This window comes from Rhodopirellula sp. UH5 (assembly GCF_056839225.1).
This window is the reverse complement of the sequence record NZ_CM166390.1, coordinates 5590803-5614019: the sequence shown is the minus strand read 5'-3', so window position 1 is coordinate 5614019 and position 23217 is coordinate 5590803. Positions and strand designations below refer to the sequence as shown.

Genomic DNA, 23217 nt, shown 5'->3' with positions numbered 1-23217 from the left:
CGGGAAATTTGGAGGCGTATTGTGATCGTACGAGATCGTGAACTAGTCTCGCATCCTAGTTGTGGCCAGGGGGGCAAACAAGCATTTCCGCGGTGATTTACGGACCATTCTCCTTGCCGCCGGAGGTAAAACATTCCAAAAAAACCGGTTGAAACGACTGGTCGCGGGCACGAAACGCTCGATTCGTCTCGTCGTGGCCGGCGGTATTCGTCAAAATGAAGTTTTCCGGCCCTCCTTTTTCCCGGTCCAGTTGAATGATTTCCCACGACCTTCTTGCCGCCCCCGGGCCTTCCCGCGGAAGCTCATGCTGAGGTTCATCCAAAGCCTGTTTTCATCGATGAGCTTGGAACGCAAGTGCTTGCTGTTCTTCGGCTCAGCACTGGTCGTGTTGATGTGCGGAGCCTTTTGCATGGTGTTTCTGCTGGCCGATCGCTGGGTCAGCAGCACGACTCAGCAGCAAGCCCGAGACGCCGCAGCAACCGAGATGATGCTGATCCATGCCGCCGCGACCTACACAGAACACTTGCCTGAAAACAAACTCGACATCACCCGGCAGAAGATCGCCGACCTCCGCTCTCAATTGCTCAGCCAAGACATTGAGTTCGACATCCTGGGCCTCGATGACCCGCAACCGTTTGAGAACCTGCCCGCTCCGATCCAGCCAACCGACCCAATCGAACTTCGGCTGCTGCAAGAACTCGAACCCCAATTCCGAGCCCGCCTGGAACGATTGCTGTCTGGAGATCCGATCGACCTGAGCAAAGCGGTGGACTTGGCCGATGACGCGGCGATGAGCCGAATCGGTCCCGCCAACCGTCCCGTGTTCCAAGAGCTTGGTCCCACCAACGGGCGTTACGTTTATTACGAACCGGTCTTCATGACCTACGACTGTGTTCCCTGCCATGTTCCAAGCGGCGAAATCATCTCGCTGTCCAAAGACGAAGACCCGGCCAAGCTCGCCTCGCAATTGCCTTACCGAGTCAAACGGGTCAGCATGCCGGATGACAAAATCGTCAAGGACATGACTGGCATTCGCGCAATCGTGGTTTCGATCGCGATGTTCATCGTCGCCGTGACTCTGTTTGTGTTGCACGCGATTGTTCGCTACCTGGTTTTGCAACCGCTGCTTCACCTGCGTGACGTCAGCGACGCGATCACGCATGGTGACACCAACCAACGAGCCAACATCTCCACCGATGACGAGTTCCGTGAACTGGCAGATGCGTTCAACCGGATGCTGCGTCACCTGACCGAGACGCAGACTCAATTGCAAAGCGTCAACCGGGAACTCGACGCCCGCGTTGACCAGTTCGCACAGTTGAACTTGCAACTCTACGAAGCCAACCGGTTGAAGACTGACTTCTTGGCCAACATGAGCCACGAACTTCGCACCCCGCTGAACAGCATCATCGGTTTCTCAGAAGTCCTGCAGGGCATCGATTCGCTGTCCGAAAAGCAACGTCGCTACGCTTCGAACATTCAAAAGAGCGGACGCCTGTTGCTGGAAATGATCAACGACATCCTGGACCTCGCGAAAGTCGAAGCGGGCAAGATGGAAGTTCGCCGCAGCGAGTTCCAACTGTCTCGATTGGTTGGCGCGCAGTGCGACATGATCCAGTCCCTGTCGGAGGACAAGAACATCTCGTTGTCAGTCGAAGTCCCCGATGATTTACCCGTCGCCTACCAAGACCCGAACAAGCTTGGGCAAATCCTCAACAATCTGCTCAGCAACGCGATCAAATTCACTCCCGAAGGCGGCATGATCACCGTTCGCGTGGTCGATTTGCACGACGATCGCTTCCGGCTTTCCGTGACCGACACCGGCGTGGGTGTGGCGGAAGAGGACCAGCCCATCATTTTCCAGAAATTTCGCCAGAGCAAAAAGGTGCTCGACGGCGACGGCCTGACACGCGAATTTGCGGGCACGGGTTTGGGGCTGTCGATTGTCAAAGAACTCGCGGTGCTGCTGGGCGGCGAAATTGACTTTCAAAGCGAATTGGGCCGGGGGAGTACGTTCTGGGTGATCTTACCGTACCGGCTCAGCGACCATGCGATGGAAGAAAACGAAGTTCCGATCAGCAAATTGACCGCCGTTCCCCACCCGGCATGAGGACCAGAGTGCGTGAACTCCGATTCCGTTCGTCGCGTCTGTTTCTTTGGAAGTGTCCCGGTGGTTTGAGCCCCGTTTCGGGGTCTCGCGTGGCCTCGTCCATCAAGCATTCCTGCAAAGCGGGCCGCAAACCGTCTCCTCACTGCCTTCCCAGTGATAAAATACGAGAGACCAAACTGCCGCGAGAGCGGTTCCCGGAGCAAATTCGTTTTGAGTGGAAGTGTGTTTCCTAACCCGATGCGTGAGCGAGGGATTCCCCGGTCCCTCGCTCACGCGTCAGGTTAGGATTTCTTGTGGCGGCCCAGTTTGACAAACTGAGATGCCATGGAGCGGATTCGCTATGACTGGATTCGCTGTGACTGGCCGAGGTCATCGGCAACGGCTACAACGGGGAGTCCTCTTTCCAGACGTTCATCCGTCAACCAGCTTTTCATTGAGTGAAAACGATATGAGTGATTACGGCATCTTCGGCGACGAATATTACGTGAACATGAATCTGTCCACCGAAATGGAGTTGCCGCAAGGTCGTGAATCCGTTCTGCACTACTTTGAACAGGTCCAGCGTCGTTACCCCAAGATGGCAAATTTCTACGCGCGCGAAAAAGACGAATACGTGCTGGAAGAAGAAAAGGAAAAAGAAAGCGGCTCTTATCGCTGGGTCTCCGTCGAGCCCAAACGAGTCAACAGCGGAGTGGTCAGCCCGACCAGCTACGAAGACGCCTGTGACCAGCACCGAGCGGTTCTGGAATTGGTGCCGTATGAATTGTCCGTCAGCCCGTTGGACTGCGAAGCGTTGACAGTGATGCTGGGGTTCGACTTTGTCTGCAAAGGCAACCACAACGAAATCGTGACCGAAGCCATCGGCATCGCGCCCGGGTTGGAAAAGTTCACCCAACTGCCTTATGGAAAATTGCTATCCAATGAACCCGTGGTGCAGTTCGCACTCGATGAAGATTGCAAGACTCAGTGTCGAATCAGTTTCGAATCACGAACCGGTGCCTTCCAGATCCGAACCGGCGAGTTCACCGAGGAACAACTCAGCGTTTACATGATGGTCCGGCGATACGATTCCCTGGGTGCCAAGGAGAACTACGCGGACGAGTTCACGCGATTGTCTCAGCTGTGCCGAGACTTGGTCGACGAGTACTTGATCGACAGCGTGCTGCATCCGCTGCAAACTGCAATCTCGATTCGCTGATCACTTGCCGTGAGTCGGGCAGGTCACTTCACCTTGATCCAGCCCGTACGCGTTGCCCGATGCGGGACACGTGGGCAAGTTCACCCCGCTGTAGTCTTCATCAGCCAATTCGCGAAGGGTTCGGCCGGGCAATCGCCCGGTCTCGTGCTCGTACAACTCCACGTCACGCTGCAACGTGGACCGGTTGCCTTCGCAGGCGCGCGATTTCGCGGTCTCGCCGTGCGTTTGCACAAACGCGAGCCCCGTCATCGCAAACATGGTGGCGATGGTCAGTGCAACAATGATCTCCAACATGCTGAACGCGGATCGTCGCTGGTGACAACAACGCGATGCTTTGACGATTAGTGATTCACGGATCATTCGAGGACTTCAAACATGTGGAACATCGGCGTGTAGATCGACAGCACCATGCCGCCGATCATGACGGCCAACGAGATCGTGAGGATGGGTTCGAGCATCGCAACGGACGCATCGATGCGAGACTCCAAGCGTTCTCGCAAGTGATTGCAGGTGCCTTGCAACGAACGAGCGAACTCGCCCGATTGCTCGCCGACACCGATGAGTTGGCACAGCGTCGGTGGAAAGAATCGTTCGTACCGGCCGAGCTCCACGCTCAGCTTCTCGCCGCGGCGGACGCCATGATTGATGTCTTCGATCGCACTTCGGACACAGCGGTTCTTCACGCAGGTCGCGGCAACCTCGATCGCTTCGATGGGTTTGTAACCGCACTGGACCATGGCCGAGGTGGACTCAATGAACTGCAGCACGGCGGCATCGCGAAGCCAGGGCCCGACCACGGGCAGTCGCAAGAACGCGGCGTCCATCTTGGCCGCCACGCGTGGTTTGCTACGTCCCCAAACCCACAGCACCGCCACCACCAACGCCAATGGAAACGCGAACAAACCTTTGGTCAGCATGAACCGACTCAACCCCGTGACGAACTTCGTCACCGGCGGCAGATCAACTCCGCTGGCCGTGTAAACCGTTTCAAATTCAGGCACGACAACGACGCACATGAACACCATCAACCCGAGACCGGCGACGCTGATCAAAACCGGGTAACTGACTTTTTTGAAGATCCGTTTCCGCAGAGCGACTTTGCGTTCGACTTGTTCACATACTCTCAGCAGAGCGGTCTCGAGAGAGCCACTTCGCTCACCCAACCGGACTTGTTGCACCTGCATCTTGTTGAAGGTTCGCGGGTAGCGAGCCATGGCATCGCTGATCGATCCGCCCGCCATGATGGTGCTTCGCATTCGCAACAGCACGCCACTGTACTTGCGACTGGAATTGTCCATCGCCAGCGACCCGAGTGCCTTGGGCAATGTCAGCCCGTTCTGAAGCAACATCAACATCATCCGCATCAACTGCGCCAGTGGCACTGGCGGGATGCGAGTGGATTCACAGCCTTTGGGAACACCGCGTTTCGGTCCGCCCACCTCGATCGAGTTGAGCTTTCGCAAAAATCCCATCAGACCACCGGTGGTGGTCGCGTTGGTCGTGCTAGCAGGGAAGGACATGGGATGGCACCGAGGCAAAAAACAAAAGCGATGTTGGAAAGATCCAACCCATCAGGCTGGAATGAAATGAATCAGGCGATGGCACTCGGCACCGGTTGGTCCTGGGATCGGCGACCGCCCACAATCGGAGTCGAACTCGTGCTGCGTCGATCGCCGCTGGTTTTGAAATACACTTCTTCCAGCGAGGTCTTTCCGGCGACGGCCGCTTCCAAACCGGCTTGGCGAAGTGGCACCATGCCGGCCGCATGAGCCATGACTTCCAATTGCGAGTTTGGAACACCGGCTTCGATTGCCGCGGTGATCTCCGCGTTGAGTGGCATGATTTCAAAGATCGGCATCCGCCCGGCAAACCCGGTTCCCAAGCAACGCTTGCAACCGGCACCACGGACAAACGTCGTGTCTCGCGGAACGTATTGTTCGGGATCCAGTGCTTCGAGCAAATTCAGGTTCGCCGGTGCGTCGACCTTGCAGTTTTCACACACGCATCGCAACAGGCGTTGAGCGACGCTGCCGAGCAACGACCCCGCGATTTTGAAGTTATCGACGCCCAAGTCAGCGAGGCGTTGAACGGCACCCACGGCATCGTTGGTGTGCAAGGTGCTGATCACCAAGTGGCCCGTCAAAGCCGCCTGAACCGCTGTCGACGCGGTTTCGCAATCGCGAATTTCTCCCAACATGATCACGTCGGGGTCTTGCCGCATGATGTATTTCAAAGCGTTGGCGAATCCCATTCCGAATTCGTTGTCACTCTGGACCTGGTTGATCCCGGCCAGTCGATATTCGACCGGATCCTCGACAGTGACAATGTTTCGGTCGTCATCATTGAGATGCTGAAGCGCGGCGTACAACGTCGTGCTCTTGCCACTTCCCGTTGGCCCTGTCACCACAAACATCCCGTGAGGTTTGTCGATCACACGGCGGACCGCGTCGTAGTCCCGCTGAGGCATCCCGATGCCGGCCAAGTCAAAGGTCTGGCCGCCTTCGTCGAGCAATCGCAGCACCAACTTTTGACCATCGACGGTGGGGATGCCGCTGATTCGAAAGCCAACACGTTTCCCGTTTTCGTAAACGGTGAGGTGACCGTCCTGAGGACGACGACTTTCGGTCGTGTCCATGTCCCCCATGACCTTGATGCGGCTGATGACCGAATCTTCAATGTGATTGGGGATGGTCATCACCACCTGCAGCTCACCATCGACGCGATACCGAACACGCATCTCGGGTTTGTGTGGTTCCAAGTGAATGTCGCTGGCACCCGCGGAAACGGCACCGGACAAAATCGCTTGGACCAGTTTGACCACGGGCGCGTCTTCTTGACTGACCGCTGACATCGCCAATTCATCTTCTTCGGTGACCTCGCCCGATTCCGCCATTTCGGCGAACTTCATGTCAACGATGGTTTGACGAGCGAAGGCCCGATCGTCGTAGATGCGGTTGAGCAAATCGCGAACGTCTTCTTCCAACGAAACGACGGGGCGAATTTTATAGCCGGTCATCAACTCGGCTTCGGCAATGGTTTCGATGTCGTCGGGTGCGACCATCGCAAGCGTCAGCATTCGATCGCTGACATCGATCGCCACCGATGCTTGCGAACGCGCAAAATCCTCTGGCAACAAACGGGCGACTTGCGGATTCACGCTGGAGAAATCGATGTCGACAAACGGCACCGAGAACTGCTCAGACAGCGCCGCACCCAACTGCGCGTTGCTGATCAAGGATTGCCGAACCAACCAGTCGCCGATCATCACACCACGCGGTTTCCCCGCGAAGGCAGCGTCCATTTGTTCGTTGGTCAGAATGTTCAGTTCGACCAAAATGTCGCCAATGCGTTTCATCGTGCGAGTCCGTCGTGAAGACTGGGAAGTGGATGGGAAGAGACATGCATCGCGATCAAACCGTCTCGGCGTGGGAGGGCAGCAGACGCTGCACCTTTTCCTCGAGCACGGTCGGATCAAACGGACTGATCAAGTAGTCTTGAGCACCAGCCAGGTAGGCTCGTCGAACCATTTCTAGACTGGGATCGAGCGAGAAAACCAAGGCGGGGACTTGCTCGGCTTTGAACTCCAGACGCAGTTCGGTCAGCCATTCCAATCCATCGCCTTCGGGCAACTTGGTGTCCAGGATCAGCAGGTCGATTGGTTCATGGCGGAGGCGATCGAGCGCTTCGGCACCACTGTGCACCACTTCCAACCGGTACCCCAACAGTTCCAAACGGAACGTCGCGAGTTCAGCCAAGACCAGCTCGGGCTCGACCATCAACAGTTGGGCTTGGGTGGTTTCAAACATGAATTCAGCATCAATTGCGATACAAAGGAACAGCTACCGTTTCAAAGGTAGGTCACCAATTGATCCATGTTGAAAAAACACCTCATCAAGGTGTGCGTGTGCCGCGTCCGAGCAACATGCGATGGTCACGACGCAGGCAGGAATGACGGGGTTTCATCCTGTGAGCCGTTTGGGCGTTGGCCCCGGTTGTACGTGGGAACCGGGGCTAACGCCCAAACGGCTCACATACCCGAAGACACGTGCGCACCCGCTGAGAGAGTCAAAACCACTGCAATCGCTGCAACCGAAACGGAGGCCGAGTCCGGTTGAATTCCCGCCCTCAGGCCGCGACGGGAGAGAGCCCGTGCAGGGCAACCAAATGCGTCGGGTTGCCATCCTTTGACACAACGATCTATCGCACGATTTGGTTGGCCACAGAACATCGATTGAATTGCTGACGTTTTTTCCTTGTTCCCAGGCTCTGCCTGGGAACACACTGTCTTGGAGGCTCTGCCTCCCGATTCTGTCTCAGCAGGCGGAGCCTGCAGTGCATTGCGTTCCCAGGCAGAGCCTGGGAACGAGAACAGCCTCTTCAATCAAATCGATGTCCCGAGGCCAACGAGAGCGGACGGGCTCAGCCAACAGCAATGGCCTCCGCGAAGCAGGCCGGCAGGAGTCTTTCGGCATTTGAAATATCGTGGCAAGCGTGGTTGTTTCCACGTCCAACCGGGTCTAACGCCCAAACGGCTCACATGATGATGCCCGATCATTCCTGCCGACCTGCTTAGCAGCATCGTCCTGACAGGCAACACGGCCCAGGGCTGGCAACGTCTGAATCGGTGCCAGAGAGGGGACCGGACAGGGAGCCCCTGGGTGAACTGGGGCCGTGAAAGGCAACTCGCGACAGAGAGTGGGTCACTGGAACACGATGGTTCGCCACTCACTCGCGGCCAGACCGTCCCATTCGAGATCAAACGGTGACGGGTTGAATTGCCTGAGGGATGGGAAAGCTGGAAAGCAGACGATCAGTCTTCCCACTCTTCTTCCTCTTCGTCCAGGCTGTCTTCTTCGTCCTCATCATCCCAATCTTCGTCGGCTTCATCGTCGTCGACTTCTTCCCAGTCGTCGGTGCCGTCGAGGTCATCTTCTTCGTCGTCGTCATCATCGTCGTCGAGGTCACCCGAGTCATCATCCTCGTCCTCGTCGTCATCATCCTCTTCGTCGTCATCTTCCTCATCGTCATCATCATCGTCGTCGCTGTCGTCGTCTTCATCATCCCAGTCATCGTCGTCGAGGTCGTCGTCTTCCTCATCGTCGTCGAGATCAAATCCGTTTTCATACAGATCGTCTTCTTCGTCTTCGATCACGGCCGACGAATCATTCGACAACGCAGCCTCCGGATTGGACGCAGGCGCATCCAAAACGGCCACCGCGCCGGATGGGTCGGCATCGAGGGAAACGGTGAATTCGGTGGCGAGAGTTTCGATCGCGGCGACACTCACGTCAGACTCCTTGGTGGGGTGTAAATGCTCGGGTTCTGAAGGATTCGTATCCGACAGTTCAGAGTCCGAAGATTCACGGCGAGGATGGGATTCAGGTTGAGAGGGATCTCTCGATTTCAGTTCTTCAGCAGTCTCTTCGTCGGCAACGTTTTCAACCTCGCCGTCGGCAGATTGAGAAACATCATCGCAGGATGCGTGCCAGTCAATCGGCGGCAGCGACTTTATTGATGCCAATCCGCAGATTTTTAAAAAACGTTTGGTGGTCCCGTAAAGGTAGGGACGCCCGAGCTCTTCACTGCGACCGCTGATCCGGACCAAATCCAGTTGCATCAACTGTCGCAGAATTTCTCCGCACGCGACACCACGCACGGCTTCAACATCCGCCCGCGTGACGTCTTGGCGGTAGGCCACCACGGCGAGCGTTTCCATCATCGGCCAACTCAACCGGACCGCTGGAGCCAAAAACCCAAGTCGGCGCAGCCAAGGTGCCACGACCGCCCTTGTCATCATTCGCTGGCCGCCAGCAACCTGTTCAATCCGGACCCCGCGTCCCAAACGTTCGTAAAGTTCGTTGAGTTCCCCCACCAGCGTCCGAGCGGAGGTGGCGTCCTCCACGTCGGCCAAAGCGGCCAAACGACGGTAGTTCAGCGGCGATTTGGCGATCAGCAGCACAGCCTCAATCCGTGCTCGGGCGGCAAGACGATCTTCCGGGTCGCCCCCGGCCGCGTCCGAGCCACTGCTCTGAGCATCTTCTTTTTCTCCCGCAACCGCCGCTCCGGCAGACACTGCGGGGGAATCCGTTGCCAGCGACCCCGTCTCGACGAATCTCCCTGCAGCGTCCGCAGACACCACCAGGGAGCGTTTCTGGGCGAGTGCCGCGCGTTGTTCGGGCGTCAGTTGTCCTTGCGTGGGGCTGCTCCATGACGCCGCCACGGGGGCCTGCCGCATCGCGTTGGCCCAGGCTCGACGGCCGGCCCAAGGTGTGGCGTACCCATTCATCTTTGCTACGCTTGGAAAATAAGGGGCTTCGGGACAAACAATGACGAGTCGCGAACCTACCAAACCGTTTGTTTGACGTCTGCCGGGATATTTCAATGATGTCAGCGACCTCCGCCTCGCCGTCCTCTGGCTCCACCGCCGCCCAAACCGCCACGCCATCGCGAACTCGAAAACGGGTCGCGACCGGCTATCGATTCCTGCTGATCACCGTGTCGTCGCTGATCATCGGCGGCTTGCTGTTTGTCATGATTCGGACATTTGGTTACGTGGAAGGAACCGAGTTCGCCCCCAATCATTTTCAGACCCGTCGATTTTCGTTCTACGAAATCCCGCTGGTTCACTGGCAAATCACGCCCATCCGCCGTGTCAGCACCACGCCCGAGACCGCTCGCTACCTGACCCAATCGAAAATCCTGACGATGCCGAATCAAATCCCAGACCGCTGGGATCTGGTGGAAATCCGACACGGTCTCCAGGACGCCGAACCACATGATCCCGCGCTGCTGCTGGATCATCTTCGACTGATGGACGAGGGAATCTCGGTTTGGAAGCAATGGAGCAAGAAGAACCCGAAGCAGGCCCAACAGCTCTGGCCCACCATCGCCAAACTGGCCGATCGCGAACTCTATATTCTGATCCCGCGATTGATGGAATTGACGCGTGATGTCGAGGACGTGGCGACCCTGAAAGCCACCGTCGCGGATTACTTGGCCGAGGAATACGTCAGCCTGATACGCGACATGCGCGACGCCCAACGTGATGAACTGGCCGACGCTCTGTTGGCCGAGGCCCTCGAGGAATCGCCCGACAACATGGAACTGCAATCCCTGAAGAAAGACCGGCAAACGGTCGATCCAGCTGAAAACACATGATCTATCTCGACAACAACGCGACGACCGCCATCGATCCCGCGGTCGCTCGTGTTTTGGCAGAGGCTTTCTCACAAACGCCGGCCAACGCGTCCAGCCAACACCGGCTGGGCCAACAGACTCGTTCCCGCTTGGAAGCCGCCACGGATTTGATCGGCCGTTGCTTGGGAAGCGACCTGACGCGGGTGCATGCACCTCGTTTGCTGATCACCAGCGGTGGCACCGAATCGAACAACCTGGCCATTTCTGGCATCGGGGAACCCGACGGCGCGATCGTGCTCAGTCGGATTGAGCACCCCAGCGTCCTGGCGGCCGCGGCCGCCGAAGAATCATCCGGTCGCAAAGTGAACTGGGTCAACGTCGACGCGAATGGCGTGATCCTGTTGGAATCGCTGCGAGACACACTGGGGCGACTGACTCAGTCGGGCGATGCCCCGGAAGCGGTCTCGGTCGTTTCCATCATGTCCGCCAACAACGAAACCGGCGTCGTCCAACCGATCGAAGACGCGGCGAAGATCTGCCGTGAATTTGGGGCTCCTCTGCACGTTGATGCGACCCAGTCGGTGGGCAAAGTCCCGGTCGATCTGACGAAATGGGGCGTCTCGGCCGCCACGATCACCCCTCACAAATTGCATGGCCCCACGGGAGTCGGCTTTTTGTGGCTGGACGCCGGCGTGGAAATCCGGGCGGCCCTGCGTGGCGGAGAGCAACAACTGGGCGCGCGGCCTGGCACCGAGCCGGTCGCTCTGGTCATCGCTGCCGCCGAGGCCATCCGAATCGCCTGTGAGCAACAACCCACCGCCGCGGAGGCCATGGCGGCCCTGCGAGACCACCTGGAATCCGAACTGCTTCGCCGTCACCCCAACTGCGTCATTCATGGACGCCAGGCCCCACGCCTGCCATCCACCACCTGCCTGTCGCTGCCCGGGGCCGACCGCCAGAGCCTGCTGATGTCGTTGGACATGGCCGGGGTGGCGTGCAGCAGTGGATCGGCGTGCAGCAGCGGCAGCAGTCCCCCCAGCCACGTGCTGCAGGCGATGGGCGCTTCCAAGTCGTTGGTGGATTCCGCTCTCCGCTTTAGCCTTTCGCGGTTTTCCACCAAGGCCGAAATTGACCGAGCGATCGAGCTGATTTCGCGACAATTTTCGAAGGCAGAAGGTTTTCCAACTGTGGATAACTCGGTGGAAAATGGATAGCGGTGAGCGGTTGTTCCATTTAGAGTGGAACTGAGTCAGAGGTTCCGACCAGACGAATTGCGCCTGATTGGTTCCGTTTGACCATCCCCACGCCTGTTTTGCCCGTCGCGATTTTCCCGTCACGCGGCACGAACTTTCGTGCTTCACCCGTTCACAGCTGTTCGCCGTGGTCGCTTCGCCTCCCAACGTCAATTCCTTCGCGCTGGAACGCCCGTCGCTTCGTCGACGCCGTCGCGACAGTGAAATCGTCCGTCCGATCATCCCGCTGTTTTATTGCGGCGATGAAAATCGGTTGGCGGGCTACGTTTGTGAAAACCCGATCGAGACGCTGCTCGAAATCTCCCGCCCCATGCTGCTGGTCGGCCAACCCGGCACCGGCAAAACCGCACTGGCGCTGCACTTGTCCAAACGGATGAGCATCAGCAACGTTTGGGAAGCGATGGAGTTGGACAAAGACACCGCCCAAGGAGGACCGACTGGCGTGACCTCGCGAGTCCTTTCCAGCCGCGTTCTGTACCAACCCGCGATCGACTTCGCCCGCGAATTTGCCTCTTCGATCGATTCCAAGGACATGCCACGTTTTCGCGAAAAACTGGACACGGTTCCGATCCTGGTGCTGGATGATTTGCACCTGATCGCGGACAAGGCACCAGCGCAAGAAGAACTGGCCCAACGCTTGGAAGCTCGCGACGCGGAAGGCCGCCTGACGATCGTCACCTGCCGAAGGTTGCCATCGGAAGTTCGCGGGCTGCGGCCCGCCTTGGTCAGCCGCACGCTGCCCGGATTGACGGTGACGCTGCATCCACCCGCCGGCGACACGCGTCGGACCATCCTGCGGGAATTGATGCTGGCGCATCTGCCCGAGATCGAATCCGAGGCGTTGTCGCTGCTGGACGCGGGCTTGCCAGCGGAATCGACTGTGCGAGCGTTTGAATCCGCGATCAAGCAAATCGCACTGTGGTGCCGGATGCATGAGCAACCAATCTGCGCCGAAGCGGTCCAGTCGGCGATTGAAGCCGCCGGCGGCACCCAGTCCATTTCCATCAAAGCGATCACCACCGCCGTGGCCCGCCAGCTGGGTGTTAAATCGGCTGACATGCGAAGCGGTTCCCGACGCCAAAACATCGTCCGAGCCCGTTCGCTGGCAATGTGGCTGGCACGCCGGATGACCGAGGACAGCCTGACTCAGATCGGCGATGCCTTCGGCGGTCGGGATCACTCGACCGTTTTGCACGCGATTCGCAAGATCGACGGCTCGCTCGACGACGACGTCCTGCTCCGACGCTCGGCCGACCAGATCATGGAAAAGCTTTCCAACTGATCGCGTTGCAGGACTCTCCCGAGTTCAGAAATCGCCGCGAAACCGAATTCTGGCGAATCCGGTGACCAACAGTTTTTTATTTGCGAATCGGCCAGATGGATTCGGCGGTGATGCGAAACGTTTGCTCCGACAACGGGTGCGATTGCCGCTGGGAATCATCCGCCACGGTCTGTGCCAATTGTTGCTGCAGATCGGCTGGCAACTGAGCCGACCACGCGATCAAGAAATCCCGGTTGGGCACACCGACTATCGCAGCCGGTTCCAGCTCCAAATCGTCTGATTCCTCGCTTAATTCCTGGATCAAACGTTCGCGAATTTGTGGCAACAGAACCCTGGCGGCGTCGTAACCGTCGCCGGACTGGATCGCAATGAATTTAGGGGGTCCTTCGACAACGCCCATCGGGCAAGCCAGCGAATCCGCCAGCAAATTCTGTTTCGCGACTTCGATCAAATCAACAACCGACTGCCCCCAGCGTTCCGCGTCTTCGGGCCGAATGTAGGCGTACCCGTGAGGCGAATCGACGACCACGCTGCTGGTCACGTCACTGGCAAACGGAAAGGTGATCGCTTTGCGGAGTGCGTCGATGTCGCTGCGGCACAACTGGACTCGCAATCGGGGCTTGGCTTCTTCCCATGTTTCGGGCAACACCTTGTCGGCAGTCCGCACCATCTCCAACATTCGCGAGAAGGTGACACGGACGGTTTCCTCCAATTCCTCGTCGGTGAACCCGGCCTGCTGAGACTGGGCCAACAAGTTCGACAGTCCGAATTGCAGCTCTCCGCATGTCAAAACGCCAAACTCATCCCCCAACTGAAAACCTTCGGTGGGGAAGTGACGCTCCAAGATTCCGAGCACGCGTTGACTGAACGATTCCAAATCCATCGTCGGCCTCAGCGTTGATAGATCGGCAGGAATCCGCGATCGATTTGCATCATGATCAGATTGCAAGCCGTCACGTAGACCGGGTGAATCTGGCCTTCCCACGATCCATCCGGTTTTTGTTCGGCCGCGATTCGATCGTACAATCGATCACGGAACGGCAACCACAACTCATCGCCTTGCCGATAAACGACTTGGCTGTAGTACAGATACGTGTAGTGCCAGTGACCGAACGCGCGGGCCCCGTTGTTGATGTCATGCAGCGTTTCTTTGCTGTACTTCAACATCTCCGGCACATGTTCGCCGTCGTAATCGCCGGCGTTGTAGAGCGCCGCGAGAGCCGCCGCGGTGATCGCCGGCCGACTGCTGCCCGTTTGCCGGCTGCTGTAACTGATGCCACCATCCGGATTTTTGCAGCGATAGATGTATTCCTTGGCTTTGTCGATCACTTCGCCGCTGACGGGAATCCCAGCGTTGCGACAACCACGCAAACCTTGAACCTGGGTGATCGTCGTGCTGCCTTCGTCGAAGTCGTTGCCTTCTTTGGCCGAGACATATCCCCAACCACCGGCCTCCGTCTGGGCATTGCCGCTGAACTCGACCGCTTTGGCCAACACGTCCACCAACTCTTCGCGGCGATCCAGCAGCCCTTCTTCGCCCAGCACCTGGGACAGGAACAGCATTGAAAAACCGTGCCCGTAGGTGTAACGAGAATCGGTTTGCGGGTCGCCGATCAGACCATTGCTGCGTGACTTGCTGATCAAAAAATCCGAGGCCCGAGCGATTTGCCGAGCGTAGGGGCCCTGGGTCGTGGTGCTGCCGCTGCCGATCAGAGCGGTGCCCGACAGAGCCGCCATGGCGGTGGGGTAGACCGTCGTGTTCCATTGTCCGCGAGACGATTGCTTGCTGCTGAGCCACTCCAGGCCACGCTGGATGGCTTCCTCCCACTTGGCTCGGCCGGCGGCGTGAGCGGGGCGTGCCGAGGCCGCTCCGGCAGCGATCGCGGCCCCTCCGGCCAATCCAGCTCGCAAGAACCGGCGTCGATCAATCGTGTTGGACAACAAAGTCTCACCCCTGTGTTTCGTGTGCATGTTCCCATTGTGCCCCATCGTCGCCTGGGAGTCACGCCGAATCGAGTCAGCGGCAGGGCAAATCAGGTTTTGAATGGAGGTGTTTTTCACCACCCGAGCAAGGCAAAGAGAGCCCAGAAGTGGATCTCGAAATCTCACACTCACAAAGACGAGAGAGCCGTGCCGTTTCGCAAGACACTGACCTCACCCTCCTCTGGGGAGGGTCGAGCGAAGCGAGGGGAGGGCTCAGCATCGGATCCAGCGCGTCACCTTCCCGGCCCGAAGCGGCCCGCCCCTCCCAAGAGAGGATGCCGTTTCCAAGTGCTCTGTTCGTGACGTCTTGCGAACCCCGCCCACGCAGGAGGCCGTGCAGTTTTGAAGTACCGTGTTGCCAAGCGTTTATGATCACCCTCCCTTGGGACGTTCGAAAAATAAATGGTGGCGGGCGTCTGGGTATCGCCCCGGATGGGGCCGTCATGCTTCGCTCGGGGCGGAAGCCCCGAGAGACCGATGCCGGAAAACAAACGGTCGCCCCGGATGGGGCCGTTGTGGGAGTTGAGGGCGTCCCTCGCTCACGCGTCGGGTTGTGATGGGTGGTTGCTGCAGAAACCCGCCAAAACCCAGCACCAGAAAACTGCACGACCACGCAGCGGGAGGGGTCGAAAAACGAGCGTTCCGCGAGCTTTCCGGGGGAGGGCAACACGAGACTTAACAACCACACGGCGTCCTCGAGCGGCCGCTGCGCCACCTGGTTTGTTTGCCAGCGGAAATCCTCCCGAACCTTTTTCTGGAATCATGTCAAGGTTTTCCGGTAATTCCGCCGATAACGATTCTGTCACCGATTTCAGGCAGACGGGCTCTCGTTGCGTGAGCCGTTCGGTCCGAAAACTTTACGCGTTGGGGCGTACAACGATGGAAAACAAGATGAACACGCAGTGGATCACCCGCGGGACGATCGGCACATTGGCTCTCGCTGCCCTGTTGGCGACCAACACCGGATGCCAGGTTTCGCTCAATGGCCAAACCCTTCCGAGCCCGCACTATTTGCAGGATGATGTGCAGTACTTCCCGGCTGGTCCGGAGTTCAAACTGTCCCGCGAAGCGGCTGCCTTGCAAGCCGCTCGTGCGGAAGAAAAACGAAACCAACGCTAAGTAGGATCGTCCATGACTGCCAATCGTACGTCGCATCAAGAAAAAATCATCCGGAACTATTACCAGAACCGGGATGCGATCGGTCTGCAGAAAGCTCAAGAAGCTGTCACCGAGCTTTACTTGAGCGAGGGCAAGAAACGGGCAACGGTCTGGAAGCGTCTGTGCAGCCACCTAGAAAAGGTTGGTGTCCCCGAAGCCCGCATCGAAGAACTGCGGGAATCGGACGACCCTGCCGCCGTGGCAGCGCTCCTCGAAAAGATCGCCAAGTAGCAGCGTCAGGGCTGACCGGATGGATGGTGCGGCTTTGCTGCACCCGCCCGGGGTCATGCCGTTGATCGACGCCGCTTTTCAGCGTGTTTTTACATGATGCCCTCTCCCGTAACGAGGTTTTGGGGGGAAGTCGATTTGTGAATTGCAGCACTTGGTAATGGATGAGGCAACGAGTCCCTTGCATGCGGAAGGACTCGCTGCCTCGTCCACTACGATTCACGTCCTCGGCGAAGGACGCGTCAAACAACGTCGGCAATGAATCGACGGCATGAGGGAGCCGGACGCCAGCTTCTCACGCGGCGTAGGTTGAGCTGCCCAGCTGGGATTCGATCGCCACAAATCGCTCGCGCCAACGCAGCCGAGCGAACCAGCTCGGATGAGTCAGGTTGGGATCGTCTGCCAACACGCGGTGTGTTTTGCCGCGAGTCGTCCGCATGGTCAACGTGCCGTCCGAGTTGACCTCGTCGACCATCCAAAACTTCTCGACGACGTAGTTGTAGGTCTCGCCCTTCAAGTTGGGTTTCACGCTCGATGCACGCGGCCCCGGCACCTTGCTGCGTTTGCTTTTGCGATAGATCGCCCAATCACCCGGCTTCCATTCGCGATCGGTGCGCCGCTGACTCTCACCCGGCTTGAACGAAATCGCTCCAGGGTGAACGAAACCGTTCCGACCAACCGCCGCAAGCGAACCAAATCCGTCGCGTCGCAGTGATCGTAAGTGGGCAAGGATTCTTTCGGTCATGATGGGGTCCCATCGCAACAAGACATTCGGAAATGGAAGGCGGCCGCAACTCAAACCCGATCGCGGTCGTGAGAATCACCCAGAGAGCAGACGCTGTTTGCAACTGTGCCATGCAGAGACAACAGCAAACAACGCGCCAAGCGACCACCCGAAAGTGGTCCAAAGAAGACTCACGATAAGCAAGAACCCCGGTTTCCCTGCATGCAAAACCGAGAAGTTCTCAAGAAGTTTCCCAGCGAATTGCTAGCAAACGAGCTAGAACCAGCAACCCAAATGCGGTCGCCATCAGCACGGCGAGTTGCGGCTGCAGCGCACTGGGTGGCAACTCACGCCAAAAGACTTTGTCGTACCCATCGAGCGCCCAAGCGTTGAAGGTCCACAGGCCGGCTTCTCGCAAACCTTCGCTCATCACGTAACGCGGAACCATCGATCCACCCAGCGCGCTCATCGTCAGCACCGCGACCACTGACAGCCCATTGAGCTGCCCGCGTGTCTTGCACAGCGTTGCCAAAAACAAACCAAACGAGGCTGCCGCGGCGGAAGTGACCAGCGTCATCATCACAAACCCATCCAGGTTGCCGATCAAGTCCAACCCAAACACCAGCTGAGCCCACACGAACATCACCGTGACCTGCACGCATCCCAGCAACGTCAAGTAAAACCACTTGCCGAGCAGCAAATGGTCCATCGTCATTTGGGTCGATAGCAATCGTTCCAACGTTTGATTCTCTCGTTCCTCCAACAGCACGCCACCACCACTGGTCGCGCCAAACAACAAGAACATCACCGCAATGCCCGCCGCGTAAACGCTGATCACGGGGTTGGTTTTGTCCTCGCCCATCACGTTGACCACGGTCACTTCTGGCGGTGCCATCAACACCTCGGCAGCAGGGCGATCCGGTTCAGCCAAAGAACGGTCCCCAATCTCGTTGGTAGCGGAAGGGCGCGAGCCCTCCGGTATCACGCCACCGGGCGGCTTGCGCCTCTCCGCTAAGGAATCCGGTTGTCTCGGAAAAGTTCCTAAGCTGGAATCGTCGCCGGCACTTTCAATCGCAGCAGTTTGCACGAACTGTTCAAACCGGGCTTGTTTCACACCAACTGTTTCACCGGTTGCGTTTTCATCCGCTGTTGTTGCCGCGGCAGTCGCCGGGCTGGTTCGCTGCAACCCATCCGGTCCGAAGTTGCCTTGGGTTGGTCCCGCTTTGGCCATCAACATCGCTCGCATCACCAACGCCGAAACCACTTGGCTGGCAACTTGATCGGAGGCGTCATTGAGCAATTCCGCAGACAACTCCTCGCCACCTTCGTTCAGCACGATCGCGATCGTTGCGGAACCTCGCCGCACCAAGTCTTCTCCCGCAGCTCGATCCAGCGCCGGGTTTTCGCCGCTGTCCTGAACCAGCCGCAGCCCTTCGCTTTCACGAAGCGTCTGAATCACTTGATCGCACTGCATCGAAGCCAGCGACGTGGAACCTGTTTCCACCTCCGAATTCGCACCCGCCTCGCGAATCAAAGCCACCTTCACACGAGGCGTGCCTCCCACACCGCGAGAGAAAATCAACGCAAAGATACTGAAGAACGCGATCGGCACCACAAACGTCAGCAACCACTCGATGCGGTTGTGACGCAAACGACGCAAATGAATTTCAATGACTTTCCAGACCATGTTCAATCCCGCAGTGCATGGCCGGTCAGATGCAAAAACACGTGATGCAGCGTCGGTGACTGGACCTCCACATCTTGCACGCCGTATTCCGCTTGGCTGAGTGCGTCGATCAATCGTGGCAATCCCATCGCGACCTCCGCCATCTTGGTGCTCACCACGTTTTCACCTGGCCGAGCGGTCACGCTCAAACCAGCCAAGGCCAACGGTTCGTTCCCATGTCCACGCAGTGGTTGATCCAAGCGAATGGTCACCTCGCGATCACCCCCAATGGTCTGGCGAACCAATTCTTCAAACGTGCCCGTCGCGACAACTTGGCCATGATCGACAATCACGATTCGGTCGCACTGACTTTCGGCTTCGTCCAAGTGATGGGTCGTCAACAAAACCGATGTGCCTTCCGCGTTCAGTTCCGCCAACATCGCGAAGATCCGCTGGCGGCTTTGTGGGTCCACCCCCACGGTGGGCTCATCCAGCAACAGCACTTCGGGTTCGTGCAACACGCCACAGGCCAAGTTCACACGTCGCTTCATCCCGCCCGAAAATGTGCCGACCAAATCATGGGCTCGATCCGCCAGCCCGGTCCACTGCAATCCCCACTGAATTTTGTCTCGTAGCACCCGACCACGCAGCCCGTGAAACCGCCCGAACGCAGCCAAGTTCTCAGTCGTTGTCAGGTCTTCATACAAAGCGATTTCTTGCGGCACCAAACCCAATGAATCGCGAACAAACGCGGCATCGATCGGTTCGCCCAGCATCGTGATGCTGCCCGAGTCCGGTTTGGCTCGCCCCGAAAGACAGCGAATCATGGTGGTCTTGCCGGCTCCATTGGGGCCCAGGTAAGCCAAGCGTTCGCCTCGCCGAAGCTGGAACGTCACCCCACTGAGCGCGGCGTGCACCTTGCCCCCACGACGATACGATTTTTTCAATCGATCAACGGAAATGGCCGCGTGATCGACGGCATCCATGGATTCAGGCGGGGCGGGAGCGGACAAGATTCCTGTGTCCCTGCGTGGGAGAACGACCAGTCACGATGCCCGAAAACAGGATCGCCGATGCATCCTAGCCAATCCGAGCAACGGCCCGAAACGCCAAACCCAGGCTCACTTTCCCTGTCGCCAGACTCACTTTCCCTGCTGATCGTACAGCGGCAGGTGCCGGTAATAGACTTCCAAGCAGTAGATCGACAGACAGGTCACGTACAGACGTCCTGCCCGGCGGCCCCATTCATCGGCTTGAGGCGACCAACTGCCCGCCTCGGCACCTCGTTTGAGCTGCAACCGCGGCAATTCCGTCCGCATCACGCTGTTCCACTTTCGCCAAGGCTGTCCCCCGTAGTGGTGGATCGCCTGAGTCGCGTAGTACCAGTAATAAACGTTGGGATTGTTCGGATCCAACATCCCGTCCTCGACCAAGTCGCCGATTCCCAGCTCCAACGCCTCTTCGTCATGCGGCCAGCCCAGGTACTGCCGGCACAGCAACCCTTCCGCCGTCATCGCGTAACTCCCCGGTCGATTGGGTTGGTAGCTGTACCACGAGCCAGCATTTGACTGGACCGAATCCAAGTACGTGTTGGCCATCTGCAAGGTCGACGAGGGAACTTCCAATCCGGCAGCATGAGCGCTGGTCAGCGCCATCACATACCACCCTGTCACCGACAAATCAGAATCCAGCCGCGGCCGATAACGCCAACCACCGGCGGCCGACTGAGCGTTCACGCAGTAGTCCACCGCCGCCTGAGCTGGCCCGCGAAGGGCGGAATCTTCCGTCATCGCAAACAATTCGCAGAGGGCGATTGTCGCTTGAGCGTGCCCGTAAGCCTGTTGGTCATCGCCACGAACTTCGGTCGCCAAAAAACCGTCCCGGCGTTGGCCTTTGAGCAAAGTCCGGAGGCCCCGCTCGACGTTCTTGGAGTAGGGCCCCTGGAGATGCGTGTTGCCGTCGCCTTGGAATGCCAGCATTGCCATTGCGGTGGCGGCACAGCGGTTTTCAGAAAACGGAGCGGCATCGGAGTAAGGCCCCGCCATGCTCCACGATCCCGCGCGTTCTTGGTTTTTCACCAACCACTGCAATCCACGCTCAACCGCGGTCACGGTTTGGTCATTGCCGCCATAAGCTGCGATCAAGGCACTCTTCATCGCACCCGACCGACCGCTGAACATGGGTTTGACCAGTTCACTCGCGGACCCAATGCCGTTCTCGACCTGCACCATCTCAAGTGTTTCGGTGGGTATCTCCATCGTGTCCATCAACGACTGGATGTCCGTGTCGACCACCATCTCGCTGTCCAGATCGCTGGTTGAATCCAGCATCGAATCCGAGCTCTGGATATTCACGCTCTCCAGTTCAAAGTTCTCCGACTCGGTCGCTTCGCCGAACTCCAACACGATGCTGCCGATGCCTTCGCCAATTGGAGTGGTCAACAGAGCCAGGACCAGCAACACGACCAAGTGAAAGACCATGCTGACCAACCACGCTGGCACCGATCGCCTGACGGGTGCCAGTTCGTCTTCTTGTTCGGCCCCGGTCTCTTCGTTGCTCTCAGGTTGGACTTCCGTCCGCCAGCGTGATTTCGGGGTCGCCGGCGGCACTTCTGCGGGGACCGCTTTCGCGACCTCGGGCTGAGCCACCGGAGCGACCTTGGCAGCGTGAGCCGCTCGCTTCGTCTTTCTTGCAGTTGCTGGAGAGGAGCTCGCTGGAGACGGGCTGGGCAGCGAATCGTCTGCAGAGCCAGCACCATTGCTGACGTTGGGTTCCCGCGTCAAAGGAGGCTCGACACCGGGCGGTTTGACCGGAGGCAAGGTCGCCCGCGGAGGAGCGGGCGGGGGTTTGGGAACACCGTTCGGCTGCGTGCGATCGGGTTGCGAACTTGCGTTCGCTTGCGGGCTGGGCGTGGACGCAGAATCCGCTGGGGGTGGCGGAGCGACGGGGGGCGGCGGAACCGGCGGCCCGGAAACATTGGCTGGGCCAGCCGAGAACGTCCCCGAGGAATCCATGGCATCCGACGAATCGGAAGCGGTCGTGTTGGGGGGAAGGTTCATACTCGAAAAGACTTGGCGGAGCCGGCGCACAACGTACTACTCTAGGCCAACATAGCGAATGGCTGGCCAAAAAACGAAAATCTCACCAACAATCCGAACAGCCGCTTGACGAATCCGCCATCGTGACCGATAGTTCCTCCATCGTTGCCACGAGGCCAAGAAAATGATGTTTACGCGAAATTTCGCTGTAGAAATCGAACCTTGGCGTCCGATTCAACGTCTCACATACCGCGGGATGGAGCAGCCCGGTAGCTCGCGAGGCTCATAACCTCGAGGTCGTCGGTTCGAATCCGGCTCCCGCAACTTGAGTGGGACAGGCACCTTGCCTGTCATTCACCACCGAATCAAAAAAGCCGACGTTGGTCACTGACCGACGCCGGCTTTTTTCGTGGCCCACCACAGCCGAGCGGCGGCAGATCGCTCCGAACTCGTTTCAACGGTTGTCGCTCCGCGACTTGGGTGTGCATTGGGTCACGGCCGGACCTTGGGTTGAAACCCAAGGCTGCCCCAATGCCGTCGCTCCGCGACTGTTCGGTCAAGATGTTGGCAACCAACCGCGGAGCGGTGTCATTCGATCGCGTCGGGTTTCAACCCGACGTCTCGGATGCCCCCGCCCAATTCCAAGCCGCGGAGCGGCGACAGATGGGTCCCCAATGATTGATGGATGGTGGGTGGCGCCAAACGGATGATCATGGAGACTCGGGAGCAGGGGTTTTGGTTAACAAACATGAGCACACAGTGACATCGGCAAATCGCCCGCACGCTCGCGACCATCCGGAGTCACCAGACGTCCGAGACGCTCCCGGCAGCGCGCGACGTCAGCGAGAGCATTCAACCAGCAACCAATGTCGCACCGCCGCCGTTGCTCTCACGCAACTAAGCAGGTACGCAGGTGTCATCGGGTATGTGAGCCGCTGGCGTTAGCCACGGTTTTCACGCACAACCGGGGCGAACGCCCAAACGGCTCACATGGTTGTGCTTGATCACTCCTGCCGACCTGCTTAGTAAGCTTGCGAGAGCCGACCGTCGATCTCATCACTGCTAGTGTCCCGATCGAACAGCACCTGCCAATCGACTTTCGCCCCCCCCTGGGCCGGCCTTGAAGCGTTTCCCGGACACCAGAGAGAAAACCACGCCATTCTCAGGTGCATCTAGCTGAAAAAATCGGCACCGGACACCTTTTCGAAACCCGGATTTGAAAAGCAGTGGATAAACCGCATGCCTTGATCGGCGAGCGTGTCGATGGGAGGAGCCTGAAGAGACCGCCCGCAATAGGCCGACAGACACTCGATGCCGGGATCATCGCCGAGGATCATGACGACGTTCGGCGGCCGGCTCTCGCGTTCATTCGCGTGTGAGATGGCGCCGGATTGAAGCAGAGAAACGCATCAACAGAGAGTCAGCGTTTTGAGCATATTC

At 58.4% G+C, this 23217-nt stretch carries 19 protein-coding genes, 1 tRNA gene and 1 pseudogene; 8 read left to right on the top strand and 13 right to left on the bottom strand.

What is annotated here, in order from left to right; all coding sequences use genetic code 11:
• Window positions 1–304 precede the first annotated feature (304 nt).
• Both UH5x_RS19915 and UH5x_RS19910 read left to right on the top strand, forming a co-directional pair.
• Window positions 305–2110 (top strand): sensor histidine kinase, encoded by a 1806-nt coding sequence (locus UH5x_RS19915; protein WP_482633446.1) that lies wholly within the window; start codon window positions 305–307, stop codon window positions 2108–2110.
• A 448-nt stretch (window positions 2111–2558) separates the two neighbouring features.
• Window positions 2559–3308, top strand: coding sequence for a hypothetical protein (locus UH5x_RS19910; protein WP_047812216.1), 750 nt, complete (start codon window positions 2559–2561; stop codon window positions 3306–3308).
• On the opposite strand, the gene UH5x_RS19905 is transcribed toward UH5x_RS19910, so the two are convergent.
• From UH5x_RS19905 to scpB, 5 genes are all read right to left on the bottom strand, one after another.
• Entirely contained in the window at window positions 3309–3668 is a 360-nt protein-coding gene (locus UH5x_RS19905; RefSeq protein WP_047812215.1) for a competence type IV pilus major pilin ComGC, read from the bottom strand.
• Window positions 3665–4828, bottom strand: coding sequence for a type II secretion system F family protein (locus tag UH5x_RS19900; protein WP_047812214.1), 1164 nt, complete (start codon window positions 4826–4828; stop codon window positions 3665–3667). Before UH5x_RS19900 ends, UH5x_RS19905 begins: the two co-directional genes overlap by 4 nt.
• Before the next feature lie 71 nt (window positions 4829–4899).
• Window positions 4900–6663 carry a GspE/PulE family protein gene (locus UH5x_RS19895; RefSeq protein WP_047812213.1) on the bottom strand — a complete coding sequence of 588 codons (1764 nt, stop codon included), beginning with the start codon at window positions 6661–6663 and terminating at the stop codon, window positions 4900–4902.
• Between the two features lie 55 nt (window positions 6664–6718).
• Window positions 6719–7114: a response regulator gene (locus tag UH5x_RS19890; protein WP_047812212.1), complete on the bottom strand. Its 396-nt coding sequence runs from the start codon at window positions 7112–7114 to the stop codon at window positions 6719–6721.
• Window positions 7115–8118: 1004 nt separating this feature from the next.
• Window positions 8119–9594: an SMC-Scp complex subunit ScpB gene (gene scpB, locus UH5x_RS19885; RefSeq protein WP_482633445.1), complete on the bottom strand. Its 1476-nt coding sequence runs from the start codon at window positions 9592–9594 to the stop codon at window positions 8119–8121.
• Window positions 9595–9689: 95 nt separating this feature from the next.
• On the opposite strand from scpB, the gene UH5x_RS19880 reads away from it, so the two are divergent.
• From UH5x_RS19880 to UH5x_RS19870, 3 genes are all read left to right on the top strand, one after another.
• A complete protein-coding gene (locus tag UH5x_RS19880; protein ID WP_482633444.1) occupies window positions 9690–10466 on the top strand; it encodes a hypothetical protein in 777 nt (258 codons plus the stop codon).
• Window positions 10463–11659, top strand: coding sequence for a cysteine desulfurase family protein (locus UH5x_RS19875; protein WP_482633443.1), 1197 nt, complete (start codon window positions 10463–10465; stop codon window positions 11657–11659). The genes UH5x_RS19880 and UH5x_RS19875 overlap by 4 nt, the downstream gene beginning before the upstream one ends.
• Before the next feature lie 67 nt (window positions 11660–11726).
• Window positions 11727–12980, top strand: coding sequence for a chromosomal replication initiator protein DnaA (locus UH5x_RS19870; protein ID WP_482633442.1), 1254 nt, complete (start codon window positions 11727–11729; stop codon window positions 12978–12980).
• A 76-nt stretch (window positions 12981–13056) separates the two neighbouring features.
• On the opposite strand, the gene UH5x_RS19865 is transcribed toward UH5x_RS19870, so the two are convergent.
• Together UH5x_RS19865 and UH5x_RS19860 are read right to left on the bottom strand one after the other, a co-directional pair.
• Entirely contained in the window at window positions 13057–13863 is an 807-nt protein-coding gene (locus UH5x_RS19865) for a DUF1444 domain-containing protein (protein WP_482633441.1), read from the bottom strand.
• A gap of 8 nt (window positions 13864–13871) precedes the next feature.
• Window positions 13872–14969, bottom strand: a complete 1098-nt coding sequence (locus tag UH5x_RS19860) for a prenyltransferase/squalene oxidase repeat-containing protein (RefSeq protein ID WP_390173908.1) — start codon at window positions 14967–14969, stop codon at window positions 13872–13874.
• Between the two features lie 873 nt (window positions 14970–15842).
• Here UH5x_RS19860 and UH5x_RS19855 point away from each other — a divergent pair.
• Both UH5x_RS19855 and UH5x_RS19850 read left to right on the top strand, forming a co-directional pair.
• On the top strand, window positions 15843–16082 hold the full coding sequence (locus UH5x_RS19855; RefSeq protein ID WP_047812685.1) for a hypothetical protein: 240 nt from the start codon (window positions 15843–15845) through the stop codon (window positions 16080–16082).
• Window positions 16083–16094: 12 nt separating this feature from the next.
• The gene (locus UH5x_RS19850; RefSeq protein ID WP_047812684.1) at window positions 16095–16352 is read left to right on the top strand and encodes a hypothetical protein; all 258 of its coding nucleotides are present in this window, start codon (window positions 16095–16097) and stop codon (window positions 16350–16352) included.
• A 292-nt stretch (window positions 16353–16644) separates the two neighbouring features.
• Here UH5x_RS19850 and UH5x_RS19845 read toward each other — a convergent pair whose 3' ends face one another.
• The 5 genes and pseudogenes from UH5x_RS19845 to UH5x_RS19825 form a co-directional block, all read right to left on the bottom strand.
• On the bottom strand, window positions 16645–17094 hold the full coding sequence (locus tag UH5x_RS19845) for a hypothetical protein (RefSeq protein ID WP_482633440.1): 450 nt from the start codon (window positions 17092–17094) through the stop codon (window positions 16645–16647).
• Between the two features lie 220 nt (window positions 17095–17314).
• Window positions 17315–18760 carry an ABC transporter permease gene (locus tag UH5x_RS19840; RefSeq protein ID WP_482633439.1) on the bottom strand — a complete coding sequence of 482 codons (1446 nt, stop codon included), beginning with the start codon at window positions 18758–18760 and terminating at the stop codon, window positions 17315–17317.
• A 2-nt stretch (window positions 18761–18762) separates the two neighbouring features.
• Window positions 18763–19290, bottom strand: coding sequence for an AAA family ATPase (locus UH5x_RS19835; RefSeq protein ID WP_482636030.1), 528 nt, complete (start codon window positions 19288–19290; stop codon window positions 18763–18765).
• Window positions 19279–19620: pseudogene (locus UH5x_RS19830) on the bottom strand (ATP-binding cassette domain-containing protein); the annotation flags it as partial. The gene UH5x_RS19835 and the pseudogene UH5x_RS19830, both read right to left, overlap by 12 nt.
• A 261-nt stretch (window positions 19621–19881) precedes the next feature.
• On the bottom strand, window positions 19882–21798 hold the full coding sequence (locus UH5x_RS19825; RefSeq protein WP_482633438.1) for a prenyltransferase/squalene oxidase repeat-containing protein: 1917 nt from the start codon (window positions 21796–21798) through the stop codon (window positions 19882–19884).
• 229 nt (window positions 21799–22027) lie between these two features.
• On the opposite strand from UH5x_RS19825, the gene UH5x_RS19820 reads away from it, so the two are divergent.
• Window positions 22028–22101, top strand: a tRNA-Met gene (locus UH5x_RS19820).
• An 848-nt stretch (window positions 22102–22949) separates the two neighbouring features.
• Here UH5x_RS19820 and UH5x_RS19815 read toward each other — a convergent pair.
• Complete coding sequence (locus UH5x_RS19815; RefSeq protein ID WP_482633437.1) at window positions 22950–23114, bottom strand: hypothetical protein; 165 nt, start codon at window positions 23112–23114, stop codon at window positions 22950–22952.
• Between the last annotated feature and the right edge of the window lie 103 nt (window positions 23115–23217).

Excerpts from the sequence above, each read along its gene's own strand:
- UH5x_RS19875 (WP_482633443.1), top strand. The coding sequence starts at position 10,463 with ATGATCTATCTCGACAACAACGCGACGACCGCCATCGATCCCGCGGTC.
- scpB (WP_482633445.1), bottom strand. The coding sequence starts at position 9,594 with ATGAATGGGTACGCCACACCTTGGGCCGGCCGTCGAGCCTGGGCCAAC.
- UH5x_RS19850 (WP_047812684.1), top strand. The coding sequence starts at position 16,095 with ATGACTGCCAATCGTACGTCGCATCAAGAAAAAATCATCCGGAACTAT.
- UH5x_RS19845 (WP_482633440.1), bottom strand. The coding sequence starts at position 17,094 with ATGACCGAAAGAATCCTTGCCCACTTACGATCACTGCGACGCGACGGA.
- UH5x_RS19890 (WP_047812212.1), bottom strand. The coding sequence starts at position 7,114 with ATGTTTGAAACCACCCAAGCCCAACTGTTGATGGTCGAGCCCGAGCTG.
- UH5x_RS19855 (WP_047812685.1), top strand. The coding sequence starts at position 15,843 with ATGGAAAACAAGATGAACACGCAGTGGATCACCCGCGGGACGATCGGC.
- UH5x_RS19865 (WP_482633441.1), bottom strand. The coding sequence starts at position 13,863 with ATGGATTTGGAATCGTTCAGTCAACGCGTGCTCGGAATCTTGGAGCGT.
- UH5x_RS19815 (WP_482633437.1), bottom strand. The coding sequence starts at position 23,114 with ATGATCCTCGGCGATGATCCCGGCATCGAGTGTCTGTCGGCCTATTGC.
- UH5x_RS19835 (WP_482636030.1), bottom strand. The coding sequence starts at position 19,290 with ATGAAGCGACGTGTGAACTTGGCCTGTGGCGTGTTGCACGAACCCGAA.
- UH5x_RS19915 (WP_482633446.1), top strand. The coding sequence starts at position 305 with ATGCTGAGGTTCATCCAAAGCCTGTTTTCATCGATGAGCTTGGAACGC.
- UH5x_RS19840 (WP_482633439.1), bottom strand. The coding sequence starts at position 18,760 with ATGGTCTGGAAAGTCATTGAAATTCATTTGCGTCGTTTGCGTCACAAC.
- UH5x_RS19825 (WP_482633438.1), bottom strand. The coding sequence starts at position 21,798 with ATGAACCTTCCCCCCAACACGACCGCTTCCGATTCGTCGGATGCCATG.
- UH5x_RS19900 (WP_047812214.1), bottom strand. The coding sequence starts at position 4,828 with ATGTCCTTCCCTGCTAGCACGACCAACGCGACCACCACCGGTGGTCTG.
- UH5x_RS19905 (WP_047812215.1), bottom strand. The coding sequence starts at position 3,668 with ATGATCCGTGAATCACTAATCGTCAAAGCATCGCGTTGTTGTCACCAG.
- UH5x_RS19880 (WP_482633444.1), top strand. The coding sequence starts at position 9,690 with ATGATGTCAGCGACCTCCGCCTCGCCGTCCTCTGGCTCCACCGCCGCC.
- UH5x_RS19910 (WP_047812216.1), top strand. The coding sequence starts at position 2,559 with ATGAGTGATTACGGCATCTTCGGCGACGAATATTACGTGAACATGAAT.
- UH5x_RS19895 (WP_047812213.1), bottom strand. The coding sequence starts at position 6,663 with ATGAAACGCATTGGCGACATTTTGGTCGAACTGAACATTCTGACCAAC.
- UH5x_RS19860 (WP_390173908.1), bottom strand. The coding sequence starts at position 14,969 with ATGGGGCACAATGGGAACATGCACACGAAACACAGGGGTGAGACTTTG.